This is a genomic window from Anaerovorax odorimutans DSM 5092 (genome assembly GCF_000426305.1).
Taxonomy (GTDB): Bacteria; Bacillota; Clostridia; order Peptostreptococcales; family Anaerovoracaceae; genus Anaerovorax; species Anaerovorax odorimutans.
This window is the reverse complement of sequence record NZ_AUFC01000031.1, coordinates 17,986-33,854: the sequence shown is the minus strand read 5'-3', so window position 1 is coordinate 33,854 and position 15,869 is coordinate 17,986. Positions and strand designations below refer to the sequence as shown.

Annotated in this window: 18 protein-coding genes; 17 read left to right on the top strand and 1 reads right to left on the bottom strand. The window is 37.3% G+C overall.

From position 1 onward, the window contains the following. Positions 1-211 precede the first annotated feature (211 nt). The 10 genes from tnpA to K292_RS16930 all read left to right on the top strand — a co-directional run bounded on the left by tnpA (position 212) and on the right by K292_RS16930 (position 9,912). Positions 212-673 carry an IS200/IS605 family transposase gene (gene tnpA, locus K292_RS0111070; RefSeq protein ID WP_027399883.1) on the top strand — a complete coding sequence of 154 codons (462 nt, stop codon included), beginning with the start codon at positions 212-214 and terminating at the stop codon, positions 671-673. 831 nt (positions 674-1,504) lie between these two features. Further along, on the top strand, positions 1,505-2,557 hold the full coding sequence (locus K292_RS16950) for a methyltransferase (protein ID WP_051280674.1): 1,053 nt from the start codon (positions 1,505-1,507) through the stop codon (positions 2,555-2,557). Further along, entirely contained in the window at positions 2,529-2,981 is a 453-nt protein-coding gene (locus tag K292_RS0111060; RefSeq protein WP_027399882.1) for a MarR family transcriptional regulator, read from the top strand. The genes K292_RS16950 and K292_RS0111060 overlap by 29 nt, the downstream gene beginning before the upstream one ends. Before the next feature lie 17 nt (positions 2,982-2,998). Next, positions 2,999-4,105: an ABC transporter substrate-binding protein gene (locus K292_RS16945; RefSeq protein WP_037373088.1), complete on the top strand. Its 1,107-nt coding sequence runs from the start codon at positions 2,999-3,001 to the stop codon at positions 4,103-4,105. A 5-nt stretch (positions 4,106-4,110) separates the two neighbouring features. Next, positions 4,111-5,166: a FecCD family ABC transporter permease gene (locus K292_RS0111050; RefSeq protein ID WP_051280676.1), complete on the top strand. Its 1,056-nt coding sequence runs from the start codon at positions 4,111-4,113 to the stop codon at positions 5,164-5,166. After that, positions 5,166-5,936 carry an ABC transporter ATP-binding protein gene (locus tag K292_RS0111045; RefSeq protein WP_027399880.1) on the top strand — a complete coding sequence of 257 codons (771 nt, stop codon included), beginning with the start codon at positions 5,166-5,168 and terminating at the stop codon, positions 5,934-5,936. Before K292_RS0111050 ends, K292_RS0111045 begins: the two co-directional genes overlap by 1 nt. A 51-nt stretch (positions 5,937-5,987) precedes the next feature. Next, positions 5,988-6,380 (top strand): metal-dependent transcriptional regulator, encoded by a 393-nt coding sequence (locus K292_RS16940; RefSeq protein ID WP_037373086.1) that lies wholly within the window; start codon positions 5,988-5,990, stop codon positions 6,378-6,380. 40 nt (positions 6,381-6,420) lie between these two features. Then, a complete protein-coding gene (locus K292_RS16935) occupies positions 6,421-7,935 on the top strand; it encodes an ABC transporter ATP-binding protein (RefSeq protein ID WP_245570862.1) in 1,515 nt (504 codons plus the stop codon). A gap of 39 nt (positions 7,936-7,974) precedes the next feature. After that, on the top strand, positions 7,975-8,151 hold the full coding sequence (locus K292_RS19155; protein ID WP_245570861.1) for a hypothetical protein: 177 nt from the start codon (positions 7,975-7,977) through the stop codon (positions 8,149-8,151). Further along, positions 8,152-9,912, top strand: a complete 1,761-nt coding sequence (locus K292_RS16930) for an ABC transporter ATP-binding protein (RefSeq protein ID WP_051280672.1) — start codon at positions 8,152-8,154, stop codon at positions 9,910-9,912. 401 nt (positions 9,913-10,313) lie between these two features. Here K292_RS16930 and K292_RS0111025 read toward each other — a convergent pair whose 3' ends face one another. Beyond that, entirely contained in the window at positions 10,314-10,685 is a 372-nt protein-coding gene (locus tag K292_RS0111025) for a helix-turn-helix domain-containing protein (RefSeq protein ID WP_027399879.1), read from the bottom strand. A gap of 486 nt (positions 10,686-11,171) precedes the next feature. On the opposite strand from K292_RS0111025, the gene K292_RS0111015 reads away from it, so the two are divergent. The 7 genes from K292_RS0111015 (at position 11,172) to K292_RS17990 (ending at position 15,812) form a co-directional block, all read left to right on the top strand. Continuing rightward, positions 11,172-11,588 (top strand): sigma-70 family RNA polymerase sigma factor, encoded by a 417-nt coding sequence (locus tag K292_RS0111015; RefSeq protein ID WP_027399878.1) that lies wholly within the window; start codon positions 11,172-11,174, stop codon positions 11,586-11,588. Positions 11,589-12,106: 518 nt separating this feature from the next. Then, the gene (locus tag K292_RS0111010) at positions 12,107-12,463 is read left to right on the top strand and encodes a type II toxin-antitoxin system PemK/MazF family toxin (RefSeq protein ID WP_027399877.1); all 357 of its coding nucleotides are present in this window, start codon (positions 12,107-12,109) and stop codon (positions 12,461-12,463) included. A gap of 116 nt (positions 12,464-12,579) precedes the next feature. Next, entirely contained in the window at positions 12,580-12,747 is a 168-nt protein-coding gene (locus K292_RS18715; RefSeq protein WP_156900532.1) for a hypothetical protein, read from the top strand. Between the two features lie 65 nt (positions 12,748-12,812). Then, positions 12,813-14,498 carry a recombinase family protein gene (locus K292_RS0111000; RefSeq protein ID WP_027399876.1) on the top strand — a complete coding sequence of 562 codons (1,686 nt, stop codon included), beginning with the start codon at positions 12,813-12,815 and terminating at the stop codon, positions 14,496-14,498. Between the two features lie 163 nt (positions 14,499-14,661). Further along, positions 14,662-14,826, top strand: a complete 165-nt coding sequence (locus tag K292_RS19465; protein WP_334290772.1) for a GNAT family N-acetyltransferase — start codon at positions 14,662-14,664, stop codon at positions 14,824-14,826. Between the two features lie 24 nt (positions 14,827-14,850). Then, on the top strand, positions 14,851-15,000 hold the full coding sequence (locus K292_RS19405) for a hypothetical protein (RefSeq protein WP_330364965.1): 150 nt from the start codon (positions 14,851-14,853) through the stop codon (positions 14,998-15,000). A 128-nt stretch (positions 15,001-15,128) separates the two neighbouring features. Next, a complete protein-coding gene (locus K292_RS17990; protein ID WP_156900531.1) occupies positions 15,129-15,812 on the top strand; it encodes an AAA family ATPase in 684 nt (227 codons plus the stop codon). Positions 15,813-15,869: the final 57 nt, after the last annotated feature.

Below are 15,869 nucleotides of genomic sequence, written 5' to 3'. Positions count from 1 at the left end.
ACATGAAGAACAGATAATACACTTCGGCATTCTCTATCCTTCACTTTTTACTTTGTTGTATCCATGTTTTAAAATGCTTAACTTAATGCCATTGCGGCAATGCCGGTGGTTCCGTGGAAGCTTTAGCGATGATGAAAAATAAAACTCCTAAAGATATAATAAGACTGTGGTCTGGCAACTACAGTATAAATATCGAAAGGAGTTTTAAAACATGAATGATAATAAAAATAGTCTAGCACATACGACGTGGAATTGTAAGTACCGCATAGTGTTTGCTCCGAAATATAGAAGAAAAATATTTTACAACGAGCATAAAGAAGAAGTCGGAAAAATACTTAGAGAATTGTGCAATTGGAAAAAAGTAAATATCATTCAAGCTGAGATATTTCCCGATCATATCCATATGCTTGTAGAAATACCACCAAAGATGAGTGTGTCAGCATTTGTAGGATTTCTGAAAGGTAAAAGTAGTATCATATTGCATGAGAGACATGGGAATTGGAAATACAAATATGCCAATCGGAGCTTCTGGTGCAGAGGATATTTTGTTGATACAACGGGGAAAAACACAAAGAAAATCGCAGAGTATATAAAAAATCAACTGAAAGAAGATCAGATTGAAGATCAAATTACGATGAGAGAATTAACAGACCCGTTCACGGGTAGCAAGTAAGTTATAGCAAGTGTTAGACCACATACGCCTTAAGGCGTTGCTAGTAACAGAGGGCTTTGCCCGCATAAGAAAAACCTCCGGCTATGCCGGAGGATCATTATTAGAAAAAAGATTGCCGATTGGCAGGAATCCTATATGGACAGGCTCGGTAAGGAATACATAGAATTATTAAGTGAAGACTCTGATCCATCAGAGAAGTTTTGGCGGTTGTAGAAGAGAATAAAAGATGATAGGAAGAAAGCTGGTGTTAGAGTAGAAGTGAGCCGGTCAAACCTTATTTATAATATTATTTCACTTATAAATGAGGGTGCAATTAGTTTTGAAGATCTCGCAGAATTTAGCAATGAATTGAGGGAAACTGTCAGATACTTGGTTAAAAGATAATTTGAGGTATATGAAATTTTGAATTGAAATTCAGAGAGAAATAGAGAAACAGCATTGAGGTAATTCTTAGTAAAGAGCAATAGAAAATACTCTTCCAACAAGGGACCACTAGCTTTCTATGACATCATTATTGTCTACTCAAGGCATACGGAGGTCGTTTGCTTGTTGGAACGTGGCAAAAACATTGAAAAATAGAGGGCTTGTAAGGTATTTTACATGTCTGAAATTACGGACACCCTTGAATAGACAAAAAAATGATATAATGTAATTCAAAAGTAAGCAGAAGTAATTAAAAAAATGGGACAGGGCAGCCGGATATGCCCTTTCCCATTTTATCAAACAAGGCTTTCCAATAATTTAATTGTATGCTTGACATACAATTAAAAAGGATGTATACTTGGCATACAATAGGTTAGCGATAACTAACCAATGAAAGGAAGTGAAATAATGTATCAGTCAAAAGGGAATCAAAAGCTGTATTATAAAATGCTTCATCAGAAACGAGAGACAGAACTGCTTTTATCAGCATTAAAATTGAAGTTGTTCTCTTATCTGGAAAGCTGGGAAACTCCAAAAGCTGTTGCAACGAAATCAGACTTAAATGAGCGGAATTTATCTTTTGTGCTAAATGCATTAGCATCCATTGGATTACTTGAAAAAAGTAACGAAGCTTATAGAAATACACAGCAGAGTAATGACTTTTTAAATCCAAACAGTTCAGCTTATTTGGGCGAGAGTATTCTTTTTAGAGAGAAAATGATGTCTCTGCAAAATATCGAAGAGCGTTTGTTAAACGGCCCTAACAAAAACGTTCTAAACAATAATCGAGGGATAGAGGTATATGATTTTTATGAGGCTGCACGGGTGAGTATACCTGAAATGTATACAGGGCGTGTTCAGTCTCTGATTCAAGCAGTTACAAGTCTTTATGGAAATAAAACCCCTGAAAAGATACTTGACCTCGGAGGAGGCTCAGGAATTCTTGCAATAGAACTTGCAATTACCTTTCCAAATTGCAAAAGCGTTGTTTTTGAGCATCCTAACGTAGCACGGCTGCCACGTGAATTAGTGTCAGAGAGAAACCTCTCTGAGCATGTAAGTGTGATAGAAGGAGACTTTAATGCAGATGATATCGGAAAAGGATATGATCTGATTATTGCCTCAGGAGTACTGGACTTTGCAAAAGACCATTTGGATTCCGTGATGAGCAAATTATATAACGCTTTAACATCAAACGGTTACTTATATGTTGTTACACATAATGTCAGTGAGGATTATCAGAATCCGCCTGAGAGTATTCTTGGCTGGTTATCTAGTCATTTGGATGGTCTGGATGTACTGCTTACAAAAAAGGATATTGAAAATGCTTTAACAAGACATGGATTTCAACATATTCATAGTGATGATGACGGTGGAATATTTGAAGGGCTGCAAGGCGAATTCTACTTAAAAAGAAAGGGAGGTCTCCAAGATGGAAAAGTTACAAAAACTTGTGATTAATGATTTTATACAAATGACAGAGCGAATAGCCAATGGAAAGACAAATATATTAGATTTTGGCTTGGAAGAAATGCAGTTCTATCGTGGAGAAATCCACATGATTAAAATGGTGGGTGATCATCCAGGTATATTTATTTCTGAAATGGCACGAAACTTTAATGTAACACGTGCTGTAGTAGCAAAAACTGTCCGAAAGCTTGAAGAACACGGCTTTCTCGAAAAAAAGGAGGATGACGAGGATAAAAAGCGATTCTGTCTTTTCCTTACAGAAAAAGGGGAAATCGCTTATAAGCTTCATAACCAGTATCATCAGGAATATGACCGCCCGTTGTTTGCCTATCTTGAAAGTTTGAATGACAACGAACTTCATATCATTCAGGAATTTTTGAAGCATGCAAATGCTTTGATAGAAAATCATTTTTAAATAACTGGAGGGATAAAATGAAATCTAAAAAAATATTGTTCTTAATTTTATCGATTGTTTTGACTATGGCTTTAGCAGGCTGCGGGGCGACTGAAAATGTATCTGTTACAGAGTCTAAAAATTTATCAGCATCAGGCATGAGAACGATAACCGATTTAGGAGGAAACACCGTGACTGTGCCGACGGCAGCAGAAATACAGCGTGTAGTCATCATATCTCCGCCAACGATATCAGTGCTTTTGGGTGTTCTTTCTGATCCCGATAGGATTGTAGGAGCTAATTCCAGAGCTTTTACGACTTCAAATACTGAAATTGTAAGCAAGCTTTTCCCCAACTGGAATGGTGTTGAGACCTCATTTGTAAGTGAGGGCTTTGTTTCGAATACAGAAGAGCTTTTAAATCTCAAACCGGATATTGTGTTTTACTATGGAGAAGCTCAGAAATCGGGCATTGAAAATCTTGGGATACCTATTGTCGATATGATGAAAAAAGGAGATAACAATCCGGAAACAGTTACGATCGCATGGGATAACCTGATGCGTGAGATATTTGAGGTAGATAATTCTGTTTCGCTTCAAAACGAATGGGAAGCTTCCAACAAAAAGGGAACAGAGGTTCTTGATACATATACAGGAGAAAAAAAGACTGCACTATTTCTTTTCAGCAATACGGGAGGTGTGATTTCCGTATATGGAAGCGGAACTTATGCAGATACGTGGTTTGAAAAAAGCGGTCTTGTCAATGTGGCAGCAGAAATATCAGGACAGGCTGAAGTCAGTATGGAACAGCTTTATGAGTGGAATCCCGATTTTATTTATGTATTTATCGGAAGTCCTGCTTCTGCTATGCTGAAAAACAAAATGAATGGACAGGACTGGAGTTTGCTTTCCGCTTATAAAAACAACACAATCTTTGATATTCCACAAGGAATCTATTCATGGGGTGCACCATGCTCAGATGCTCCGCTTACACCCCTTTGGATGATTTCAAAAAGCTATCCGGAGCTGTTGAGTGAGAGTGATTTTAAAATGCTGTTTAAAGATTATTACAGCAGGATGTACAAAATAACGCTGGAGGAGGAGCTGATTTCTGCTGTGCTTAGTCCACGAAAGTTGCAGAAATAATGATTATGAATAAAAACCAAAAAACAATAAAAAACCAAAAAACAATAAAAAACCAAAATAATTTTAAATTAAAGTTTATTTTGCTCGCAGGGCTTCTTGTTCTTGTAATGGTAGCGTCACTCTTTGGAGGGCGTTACCATATGGAATATGGGGATGTCTTAAAGCTTATAGAAGCAAAGCTAACTGGAGTTTCGTATCCGGGCTTTGAAGTCGCAGAGCATGTCCTGTTTCAAGTCCGGCTGCCGCGTATTCTGATTGCGTTACTCGTTGGAGCAGGATTGTCCATAGCAGGAGCCTCACTGCAGGGACTATTTCAGAATCCTCTTGTCAGTCCTGATATTCTTGGTGTTTGTTCCGGTTCAGGATTTGGTGCGGCGCTTGGAATACTCCTTACATCCGGCATGGGTGTGATGACATCAGTATTGTCGTTAGCATTCGGACTTATCAGTATGTTCCTAACACTTTTTATGGTTCGAGCCAAGGGGCAAGCTCAAACCATGTCCTATATTTTATCAGGGATTATTGTGACCTCGGTATTTTCTGCTCTAACATCACTGATTAAATATGTTGCTGATGTAAACGATCAACTTCCGACAATTACGTTCTGGTTAATGGGTAGCTTTGCAAATACGGAATTCAATGACTTAAAAATAATTATTTTGCCAATTGTTATCGGTATTGCAGGGCTGCTACTTTTACGGTGGCAGCTTAATATTTTGTCGTTAGGAGAAGAAGAGGCATATTCCCTTGGAGTAAATCCGCAAGCAGCACGCATAGCGGTTATTCTGTTCAGTACAATTATTACAGCTGCTTGTGTAATGGTTTCCGGCATTGTTGGCTGGGTAGGTCTGGTTATTCCGCATATATCCAGAAGAATTATGGGGGTGAACCACAAGGGCTTACTTCCAGCATCTATGCTGCTTGGTGGAACTTTTATGGTAATTGTAGATAGTGTTGCCCGAAATCTTACTGCAGCTGAGATTCCAATTGGAATACTGACAGCGTTAATCGGTGCGCCATTCTTTGCACTCATTTATAACCGCATGAAAGGAGAGTCATAATGTTGCTTCGTGTAGAAAAAGGAAGTTTTTATTATACATCAGACACACCTATTTTGCAGGATATTACTTTATCGCTTCAAAAAGGCGAAGTAATTGCTGTTATGGGGCCAAACGGCATAGGAAAAACGACGTTCTTAAAATGCCTGATGGGGATTTATAAGTGGAAATCAGGCCATTCACTCATTGATGGAAAAGATACTGGTAACGCAAGAAAACAGATTGGATATGTACCACAGGCACACCGATTTTCGTTTCCGTATTCAGTCAGGGATATGGTTGTGTTTGGCAGAGCAAAGTATCTGCCTGCATTTGCATCACCTGGGGAAAAGGATTATGAGTTTGCTGATAGAGCCTTGGAAGAGGTAGGCATTTCAGCGATTCGTGATAAATCCTGTAATCAGTTAAGCGGCGGACAGCTTCAAATGGTGTTGCTTGCGCGTGCATTAGTCGGAGAACCTCAATTGCTGATATTGGATGAGCCAGAATCTCACCTTGATTTTGGAAATCAGATCACAATACTGAAAATAATTAAAAGACTAGCAAAAGAAAAAGGAATTGCCTGTGTAATGAATACGCATTATCCGAATCATGCGCTTAATATTGCTGATAAGACCTTGCTTTTAAAGGGAAACAAATTTCTTGTAGGGAAAACGGATCAAATACTTACAAAAGAAAATATTCGAGAGTATTTCGGAGTCGATTCCATCATTGTTGCAGCACAAAAGGATGATAGAGCGATAAATGCCTTTGTATTAACTGATTTGATTTAAAAATGAATATTAAGAACAACTTAGCGTGTCTAATGAAAGGCGGTGAGAAAAATGATAACCGTTACACATGCAATGGAAAATTATCTGAAAGTAATTTATGAACTCATACAACTAAATGGCATGGCACGCGTTACTGATATTGCGGATAGAATGCATGTTTCAAAGGCTACGGTTTCTCAAACGACAGATAAATTGGTCGCTATAGGATGTGTGAAGAAGGAAAAATCAAAAGGGGTATGGTTAACGGAGTTAGGAAAAGAAAAGGCGGAAAGTGTAACGGAAACATTTCAAATACTTGATTGCTTTTTAACCGAAATTTTGGGTGTTCCAAAAGACATATCCAGAAAAGATGCCTGTTTGATGGAGCATATATTAAGTCAACAAACAATAGTAAAAATAAACAATTATATGAAGAGAAAAATTGCTCTCAATAATGAGGTTTGAATAGGATAGATTTAAAATATTTAATTAGGAGGACTGCAAATTGAATCAAGAAGAACTTATTCGAAATGTGAAAAGTAAAAATCGAGTTTCTAATATATTAATTGCTTTCAAGGTTATATTTGATTTGGTTCCGCAACTTTTAACCATACATATGGTTGCGTCCTTTTTTTTAGGGAAACTGAATTTAACGATTGTTGCGTGGGATGGAGGATTAATGCTAGCATCCTTCCTCTTAAAAGCTGCTTGTTCCAATATTTCAACCTGGGAAGCACATAATGCTGCATACAGTACCTTAACGGATTTAAGGCTGCAATTGATTAGGCACTTGAAAAAATTACCTTTAGGATTTTTTCAGGAAAGAAAAATTGGAGACCTGACCAATATCGTAGAGAATGACGTGGAACAGGTGGAATTTTATCTTGCGCATGGCTTGCCGGAAATTGTATCGGCTACCCTGCTTCCAATCATAATTTTTATTATCATGCTTTTTCTTGACTGGCGCCTGGCACTGCTGATGATTTCGACTTTGCCGCTGATGTTGCTGACAAAGAAAATTTCTGCTTCAGTCTGGGACAAGAATCAAAAAATATTTGTAGATAGCACAAAAAGTATGCAGGAAAGCTTAATGGAATATATTCAGAATATTGCGGTGATCAAGGCATTCAGCAAAGAAGAGAACAAAACGAAAAAAACAATTCAGCTTTCAAAAAATTATGTCCATTGGGCTAGAAAGGCTTCGTCAGGAGTCGCAGTATCCATGGGTTTTATTGATGTTTTTATGGAAGGCGGAGTAGTTCTTATCATGATTTTGGGAACCTATTTTTTTTCAAATGCGGAAATTACGATACCAGTATTTATTATTTCGATGATACTGGGGAGAGCCTTTGCTTCATCGATTGCTAAAGCAGCAACATTACAGCATTATAACATCATATTTAATCATGCGATGTACGAAGTCGGATCGGTGCTGAATGTGCCGGTGCCGGAAAGAAAAGAGACAAACGAAAATGTTCGGGAAGGCGACATTAATATCAGTAATGTGGATTTCTCTTATCCCGGTAAAGACAGTTCTCTTGTGAATATAAATATTACTTTAGAAAAACACTCCCAGAATGCACTCGTTGGAGCCTCCGGCTGTGGAAAAAGCACGTTGGCTAATCTCGTTATGGGATTCTGGGAACCACAGAAAGGCAGCATTACGATAAACGGCGTCGATACCAGAAGTATGTCTGAGAAACAACTGAACTCGCTGACATCCATTGTGCAGCAGGATACGTTTCTCTTTAATATAAGCATGGAAGAAAATATCCGAATCGGGAAACCGGACGCGACAATGGATGAAATTATTGACGCTGCTAAAAAAGCCCGCATTCATGACTTTATTTGCTCATTACCACAAGGCTATCAGTCAAAAGCCGGAGAGGCTGGTGTTAAATTTTCTGGTGGTGAAAAACAAAGAATCGCTATTGCCAGAATGATTTTAAAGGATGCACCGATTATCATTCTTGACGAAGCAACTGCGGCAGTAGATGCGGAAAATGAAAAATACATATAGGCCGCCATAGAGGATTTAAGCAGGGATAAGACTGTCATTATGATTGCTCATCACTTAAATACCATCAGAGATATGGAGCAAATCGTTGTGATGGATTCGGGCAAAATTGTGGATAAAGGAAAACATAATGAGCTCATAGAGTGCTGCGAGTTATATCAAAAGATGGTCTATGATCAAAACAAAGTAGATTGCTGGAATATAAAGGAGGGCTGCTAAATGATTAAGGAAATTCTTAATACCTTAACTTCAAAAGGGAAAAAATCTATGATTGCCGGTATTATCTGGTTTGTTATCTATGCCCTATCTGGAGTAGTCATGATGCTTATCGTATTAAAAATGCTAAGCATGATTATATCAGGAGGTACAACGTCCTTTTCAAAATATTGGTGGTATCTGATTACTCTTCTGTTGATTAAGGGACTATCTAGCATATTTGGGGACTGTCAGAAGCACTTTGCAGGCTTTGATATTAATTATGAGATCAGAAAAAAGATTGTCTATCGGTTAAAGTCCTTTTCACTTGGATTTTATACCAATGAAAGGCTTGGAGAAATCAGCACTGTAATCCATAAAGATGTAGACAACATGGTAATGGTTGTTGGACATATGTGGCCTCGAATGATCAGCGACTTTATTGTTTCTGCAATTCTCTTAATTTCTTTATTCCTTGTAAATTGGAAAATGGGGATATTTATGATTACTGTTCTTCCAATTGCACTGTTAATATTGATTATTGGACTTAAAAAAGGGGACAAGCTTGAAGGTGAAAACGGAAATCGTTTAGAGGATATGGTAAGTTTGTTTGTAGAATATGTAAAAGGAATTCCGCTACTGAAAGCATTTTCAGAAAGTAAAAAATTTGATCAGGAACTTGAAAAAGCAACACAAAATTTTGGAGAAAGCAGTAAAGAAACTTCCGAGTATAAGGCAAAATTACTTTCCAGATATGGATTTTTTATCGATTTTGCCTATGGGGTAATGGCAGTTGCTGGAGCTGTTCTTTTACTAAACGGCAGACTTGAGCTAATGGCTTATTTGATTTATATCGTGATCAGCAAGGAGTTTTATAAACCCTTCACAGAAATGGAAACACATTGGATGAATTATTTATCGGTTACAGATAGTTACCGCAGAATACGTAAAATACTTGACGCTCCAATCGTAAAAGAGCCAATACAGCCCAAACAGCCGAAGGGCTCGGACGTTGAATTTTGCAATGTTGGTTTTTCCTATGAAGAAGATGAGTTTGAAATGAAAAATATCAGTTTCAAAATACCTTCCAATACGCTAACTGCTTTTGTGGGGGAGTCGGGATCTGGAAAGACTACCGTTACGAATCTTCTTCTCCGTTTTTGGGATGTAAAGGATGGCAGCATTCAAATCGGTGGAGTAGATATTCGGAATATGGGCTACGATGATTTACTTGGTTCTATCAGTATTGTCATGCAAAATGTTCAGCTTTTTGCAGATACGGTAGAAGCTAATATACGGATCGGAAAGGCTAAGGCGACTGATGAGGAAATCATTGAAGCAGCCAAAAAGTCAAAAATACATGATTTTATTATGAGTCTGCCGCAAGGATATAAAACTACGATCGGTGAAAATGGCGCTACTCTTTCGGGTGGGCAAAGACAAAGAATTTCCATTGCTAGAGCTTTTTTAAAAAATGCTCCTATATTATTACTGGACGAAGTTACAAGTAATGTAGATCCTGTCAATGAAGCGTTAATTCAGGAGGCTATCTCGGAGCTTGCCAAAAATAGGACGGTTTTTGTTATTGCTCATCATTTAAAAACCATACGCTCGGCAGATCAAATATTAGTTTTTAAAAAAGGAGAAATTGTGGAACGCGGCAGGCATGAAGATTTATTAAAAGAAGATAGTTATTATAATAGTCTATTCAATTCTCAAACAGATTTAAGGACAGGTAAAAATGAGTTGTTTACTATAGATACAGAGAAACTGGTAGAGGCATAACAGACAATAGCTATCTATAATAGCTATTGGTTCTTCAGAAAGCAGAATAGAATATGAAATCTTATGAATTTAAGAGAAAAAGTAAGATTTCGGATTAGTAGGAGGATAAAAAACAGTAGTTTACACTTCCAATAAAATAAATATAGTTAGAGATACATTGTATTTTACCTGATATGCCTGTACAGCTTGGTGTCGATTCCAAAACTGCGCAAATAAATGCTTGCTGGATTGAACAACGTCATCAGCGATGAATCTTTTCAAAGGTTGATAGCATGGAAAAAGCAAAAACTGATTAATCACCTAGAAGCTAACAACCTTTACGGTTCTTTCAATCTAAAACATTAAATCGTGCATATATACGGAAAAGCCAGCAGGACAAGCGAATTCTTGTTCTGCTGGCTTTATTCCGTTTTTTCCGATTTTGTTTCTGGTAAGGCTGATCGACGTAGTAGCTCATCCGATAGGCAGTTCAAAGTTCGTAAAAGAATTTTACGGTCTTCTTCGGAACATGCATGATATTTACCAATGAACTCATTTAATTCAATCTCCTGTTTTGGAATATCGGGATAGAAGAGCGTTTCTGCTGAAACCCCTAACCGGTTCATAAGTAGTTTTATGATTTCGTAAGAAGGGTTCATACGTCCCTTTTCGATATTAGCTATATGTCGAACAGATACACCAGATTGCTCAGAAAGCGCCTCTTGGGTTAATCCACAGTCCGTGCGAGCCTTGCGGATGCAATCACCAAGATGCTTTAATAAATTATTCGGCATGATTGTTCACCTCATATACATTGTATCGTGCATAATTAGGTTTTTACATTCCCTAATAGTGCTGATTTAATAAGCATTATAATGCATGATTTTGCTTGAAATATTCTAAATTAGCCGTGCCAATATCCAATAAAAAAAACGGTAGCTTGGCAGGGCTTATAGATATGTCCATCTGTGCTGCTGTTTGGAGGAGCAGGCATGGATGGACATTATATTTTACTATACATATATTTTGGTAACTTCCTAAAAAAAGTTGGTATTCGCCTCCTGAATACTATGGCTTCATACATGCACGATTAAACTGGTATAATCAGTATTATTATACTGTAGTCTTATCCCTTATTTGGAACGTCAGAAAGTCTTTGCGGCTGTCTGACGTTTTTTATGCCCTAATTTGAAAAGTTATGTTAGTTCTGTAGGTTGCAGATCCCCGCCAGTTTCGTTTTGGTTACTTATTCACCAAATACCGAAACGGAGGAAAATAACATGGCAAAAATTAATCTACGAAAATACTATCCCGATTTTTATAAAACAGACTACATTATCGACGTACCAGATGAAGTTGCGACTCTCATGGATACTTATGAACACGCTGATGCTGCCTATTATCTACGGAGATATCGCCACAAGGCATATTACTCACTAGATCGTGGCGATGGCATTGAGTATGAAATTCTTTTTGTAGCTCTTAATCCCTGCGAGATTTATGAGAGTAAGGTAACAGCGGAACAGCTTCATGCAGCCATCTCAGCTTTACCTGATAAACAAGCTAAGCGAATCTACGCACACTACTTTATGGGCATGAGTAAGTCATCCATTGCCAAAGCGGAGGGCATTGGGGAAAGCGCCGTCCGGGACAGTATCAATAGGGCATTACAAAACATTGAAAAATTATTAAAATAAATTCTCTAATATGCCTGCGAAATAGTTTGAAAAATGAAACGGTATATGAAGGACATACTTTTTCACCTTCACCTGTCCCTTGAAAACTAAATAAAAAGATGCCCTAGATACATACGGAGCGTAGCTGAGCGGCAGGCACGCCATGACCCACATGATTAGAAAATGTGGTGAGCGATTTTGCCCATGTCGCAGGCAAACAGTTGCTGGTCTGCTGTTAGAAGCTATGCTCCTGATAATGATACTTTCGTACAGTCACAGCTTGAGCGTTGAAGTGACCTAGCAGGTCGTAAGCCGTCGCACGCAATGAGTACGATCCGCCATCAGTATGGAGGAAGGGAAAATCCCTATGAAGGTGGACAAGCTTTCACCCGTCCAGACATCTGTAAAAAAGTAAACTCAAAAACAAAAGTAGGATAGGCTGCGTTGTAATTTAGCATCCAGTAAAATGATGATTTAACCAGACGGCGTAGCTTATTCGATTTCTAACAAATCTTTTGAAAAGAGGAGGCTTGCAAATTATGAGTCGTAGATTATTCCGTGGAGATATTTTCTATGCCGATTTAAATCATGGAATTGGTTCAGAACAAAGTGGTTATCGCCCCGTTCTAATCATTCAAAATAATATAGGCAATAGATTTAGTCCAACGGTCATCGTAGCGGCAATCACAGGAAAAATTCACTACAAAGCAAGTTTACCGCCCCATTTTGTATTAGATTTTTCTCCTGAACTATCGATTCCGTCTATGGTATTGCTGGAGCAAATCATTACAATCGATAAAAAACGTTTGAAAAGATATGTTGGCAGAATTAGTGAGGAAGAAATCCCTTTGATAGATAAGGCTCTCTCAATTAGTATAGGTTTGGAGAGCCATTAATTATGTGTTTTCGCCGTTCTTTAATAACAGTTGTACTTAAAAACTCGATCGACACATTTCACATATATTTGAAACCTATTTATAATGGAGGTATGTATTCACGGAGGTGTTTACAGATGAAAGATATCAAGCGTGTATCAGAAGATTTAATAACAAGTGCTGCTCCAAAAGAACAATCTTTTCATCCGCAGTCACAAGATTTCAATATTTTTATGAACACATTGGCAAGTGTGGTTGAAAAGCATGGAGCGGAAGTTTTAAAAGAATTAGATTGTGTTGTGTAGATTACACAGCACATTACATAAGGATATTTTTCGTTAAGAAACTCGGCATGGTAGGAGGTATGATTATGAATAGAAGTGGAAAGAAATGTGTTCTGTATCCCCGTGTTAGCACAGAGATGCAGGTAGATGGATTTAGCTTGGATGGTCAGATAAATAGCTTAAAACGATTTGCAGAAAGAGAAGAAATGGTTATTGTAGATATCTACGAAGATGCCGGAAAATCAGGGAAATCTATCGAAGGCAGACCAGCTTTTAAGCAAATGTTATCCGATATTGAAAATGGATTGCAGATCGAATACATATTAGTTTATAAATTATCCCGATTTGGGCGGAATGCTGCTGATATTTTAAATTCCTTAGAGTTTGTGCAGTCCTATGGGGTAAACTTAATATGTATTGAAGAAGGAATTGATTCGTCACAGACAAGTGGAAAACTTCTCATTTCTGTTCTTTCTGCTGTAGCTGAAATTGAGAGAGAAAATATCATTGAGCAGACTATGAATGGTCGTAAAGAAAAAGCCCGGCAAGGTGGCTGGAACGGTGGCTTTGCTCCTTATGGTTATTACTTAAAGGATAAGATGCTTTTTATACAGGAAGAGGAAGCAGAGGTTATTCGTCTGATATATGATAAGTTTGCCAATACAAGCATGGGATACGGTAAAGTGGCACAATATCTTAATTTACAAGGGGTTAGGAAAATCCAGAGGCAGAATGGAAAGCTCAAAGAGTGGAGCAGCCATTTTGTAAGACAGATTTTGGACAATCCGGTTTACTGCGGAAAAATTGCTTTTGGCAGACGGGCAAGAGAAAAAGTAAAGGGTACGAAAAATCAATACCGCCAAGCTTGGCAGGAAGATTATATTTTGGCTGATGGTCAGCATGAGGCTATTATCAGTGAAGAATTATGGAATAAGGTTCGTGAAAAAAGAATAGCAACAGGAGTAAAGCAACCATCAAAGGTTGGTAAGGATCGAGCACATTTGTTGACAGGAATTTTAAAGTGTCCTGTTTGTGGTGGCCCTATGTATACCAATAAACACGCATGGACAAACAAAGACGGTTCTTATAAAGAAGTATATTATTATGTATGTAGTCGTAACCGAAATGTTCGTGGTAAAAGTTGTGACTATAAAGCTATGCTTAAGAAAACAGAGATTGAGCCGCTTGTAATTGAGGCAATTAAGGAATTGGTCAGCAATGAAACCTTTGCTAAAGAAGTCAAAGCAAGAATCGGAACTCAGATTGATACTACAACCATTGATAGAGAGATTAAAAATTATGAGGCAAAACTACGAGAAGTAGATATAAATAAAGCTCGCTTAGAAAACGAGATTGATACATTGCCCGAAGATACCCGCTTCCGAGATAGGAAATTGCATGACATGACTATTCGATTAGATGGTCTGTATGATATAATAGTCGAATTAGAAGAAAAAATTGAAGATGCAAAATTAAAGCGCCGTTCAGTTGAAGCGAACGCTATTACGCTGGATAATGTTTACAAACTGATGATTAACTTTGAAAAAGTTTATGATAAAATCAGTGACGAAGAACGAAAAGCTCTTGTATCTTCTTTGATTAAAGAAATTCAAATATACACTCGTGATGAAGCAGAAGTGCCATTGAAGTCCATCTCCTTTAACTTCCCTGTGTATAAAGACGGGCATGAGGTACAGGAACTTTTGTGGGATAAAGGTAATACCGTTGAATGTGTGGTTCTGATGACGAAATGTGGTGTGGATAAGAAATAAAGATTGTTGAACACAATATGTTGTGGTTTTAAAGTGAATTTGGGGCAAAAATCGGATGGAAAAAGGACGATTTATGTCTTTTTTTAAAAGAAGAACTGAACGCACTAAATAAATGTATTTATATTTATCTTAGTGAATTTGTCAATAGGATAGTATGTGATACATTATTCCGGAATACCAAAGAATGGGTTACGGAAAAATGCTTATCGAGCATTCTTTTGATCAGGCGATTGCACTTGGTTATAATGTGATTGTAATATTTGGTAACCCAAGCAATTATGTAAGCTGTGGCTTTAAGAGTTGTAAAAAGTACAATACCTGTCTTTAGAATGGAACATTCCTAGCAGCAATGATGGTAAAAGAATTGAAGCCGGAAGCTTTGGATGTAAGGAAATGGGTTTACTATGACAGTCCTGTGATGAAGATAGACGAACAAGAAGCCGGGCGCTTTGATGAGAGTCTGGAAAAAATGGATAAGAAATTTCAGCCAAGTCAGGAATAATTTTATATTTACAGCCATTCTATTATACAGTGAGTTTCCTTTAGTGGTATAAGGATAAGCTATAACTTCCAATTTAACGACGACAAAATGAGGCAACATACGCTGTAACCAAAACCCGTACTTAGCCCATTACTGAGCACAAAGATAGCCTTATAGTAGACTCATTAGATGGAGAACAATATCTGCCAGTCATAGTATTATATGGTCCAAACGGTGGTGGAAAATCGACAGTATTAGAATCATTGAAATTTCTGAGTGCATTTGTTTTGAGTAAGATTTTAACATCTCAGCTTGATATGCAAGAATTAAAGAATGATAAAAAAACTATAATGAAAATAATGACAGCAGCAGATTTAAAAGAAAAATATCATAAGTTTGATATAAGATGTAAAGAGCTACTATCCAATTTTGATGTCCTTTTTAAGACTAAGAAAAGAGAATTTAAATATCAGTTATCCTTACTTCATAATCAGATTGTAGAAGAAAATTTGTATATGAGAAGGATTGGCTCAAAGGATGCAGAGATTATTTTTGAGCGTTCTCAATATGAAACCTTCTTAGGAGAAGACTTAGAAGGTATTGTGGTTGAAAAATTAAAATCAGCTATGCCATTGCTATCTCATGTAGCAATAAACTATGATGTGGACGCAATTGAGGATGTTATTACTTGGTTTTCAGATATCCAAATATTAGATTATGACAACTCTATAAAAGATAGGCAAAACATATTTCCTAAAGATGATAAATTGAAAAAAACGATGTTTGCTGTGTTTCGTGAAATGGATGTAAACATTTCTGAATTTAAGGATTGAAAAAGATACCGATGACAACATTATTGAAATATATACCAAGCATACTTTAGAAGATTG

Excerpts from the sequence above, each read along its gene's own strand:
- tnpA (WP_027399883.1), top strand. The coding sequence starts at position 212 with ATGAATGATAATAAAAATAGTCTAGCACATACGACGTGGAATTGTAAG.
- K292_RS16950 (WP_051280674.1), top strand. The coding sequence starts at position 1,505 with ATGTATCAGTCAAAAGGGAATCAAAAGCTGTATTATAAAATGCTTCAT.
- K292_RS0111060 (WP_027399882.1), top strand. The coding sequence starts at position 2,529 with ATGGAAAAGTTACAAAAACTTGTGATTAATGATTTTATACAAATGACA.
- K292_RS16945 (WP_037373088.1), top strand. The coding sequence starts at position 2,999 with ATGAAATCTAAAAAAATATTGTTCTTAATTTTATCGATTGTTTTGACT.
- K292_RS0111050 (WP_051280676.1), top strand. The coding sequence starts at position 4,111 with ATGAATAAAAACCAAAAAACAATAAAAAACCAAAAAACAATAAAAAAC.
- K292_RS0111045 (WP_027399880.1), top strand. The coding sequence starts at position 5,166 with ATGTTGCTTCGTGTAGAAAAAGGAAGTTTTTATTATACATCAGACACA.
- K292_RS16940 (WP_037373086.1), top strand. The coding sequence starts at position 5,988 with ATGATAACCGTTACACATGCAATGGAAAATTATCTGAAAGTAATTTAT.
- K292_RS19155 (WP_245570861.1), top strand. The coding sequence starts at position 7,975 with ATGATTGCTCATCACTTAAATACCATCAGAGATATGGAGCAAATCGTT.
- K292_RS16930 (WP_051280672.1), top strand. The coding sequence starts at position 8,152 with ATGATTAAGGAAATTCTTAATACCTTAACTTCAAAAGGGAAAAAATCT.
- K292_RS0111025 (WP_027399879.1), bottom strand. The coding sequence starts at position 10,685 with ATGCCGAATAATTTATTAAAGCATCTTGGTGATTGCATCCGCAAGGCT.
- K292_RS0111015 (WP_027399878.1), top strand. The coding sequence starts at position 11,172 with ATGGCAAAAATTAATCTACGAAAATACTATCCCGATTTTTATAAAACA.
- K292_RS0111010 (WP_027399877.1), top strand. The coding sequence starts at position 12,107 with ATGAGTCGTAGATTATTCCGTGGAGATATTTTCTATGCCGATTTAAAT.
- K292_RS18715 (WP_156900532.1), top strand. The coding sequence starts at position 12,580 with ATGAAAGATATCAAGCGTGTATCAGAAGATTTAATAACAAGTGCTGCT.
- K292_RS0111000 (WP_027399876.1), top strand. The coding sequence starts at position 12,813 with ATGAATAGAAGTGGAAAGAAATGTGTTCTGTATCCCCGTGTTAGCACA.
- K292_RS19405 (WP_330364965.1), top strand. The coding sequence starts at position 14,851 with ATGGTAAAAGAATTGAAGCCGGAAGCTTTGGATGTAAGGAAATGGGTT.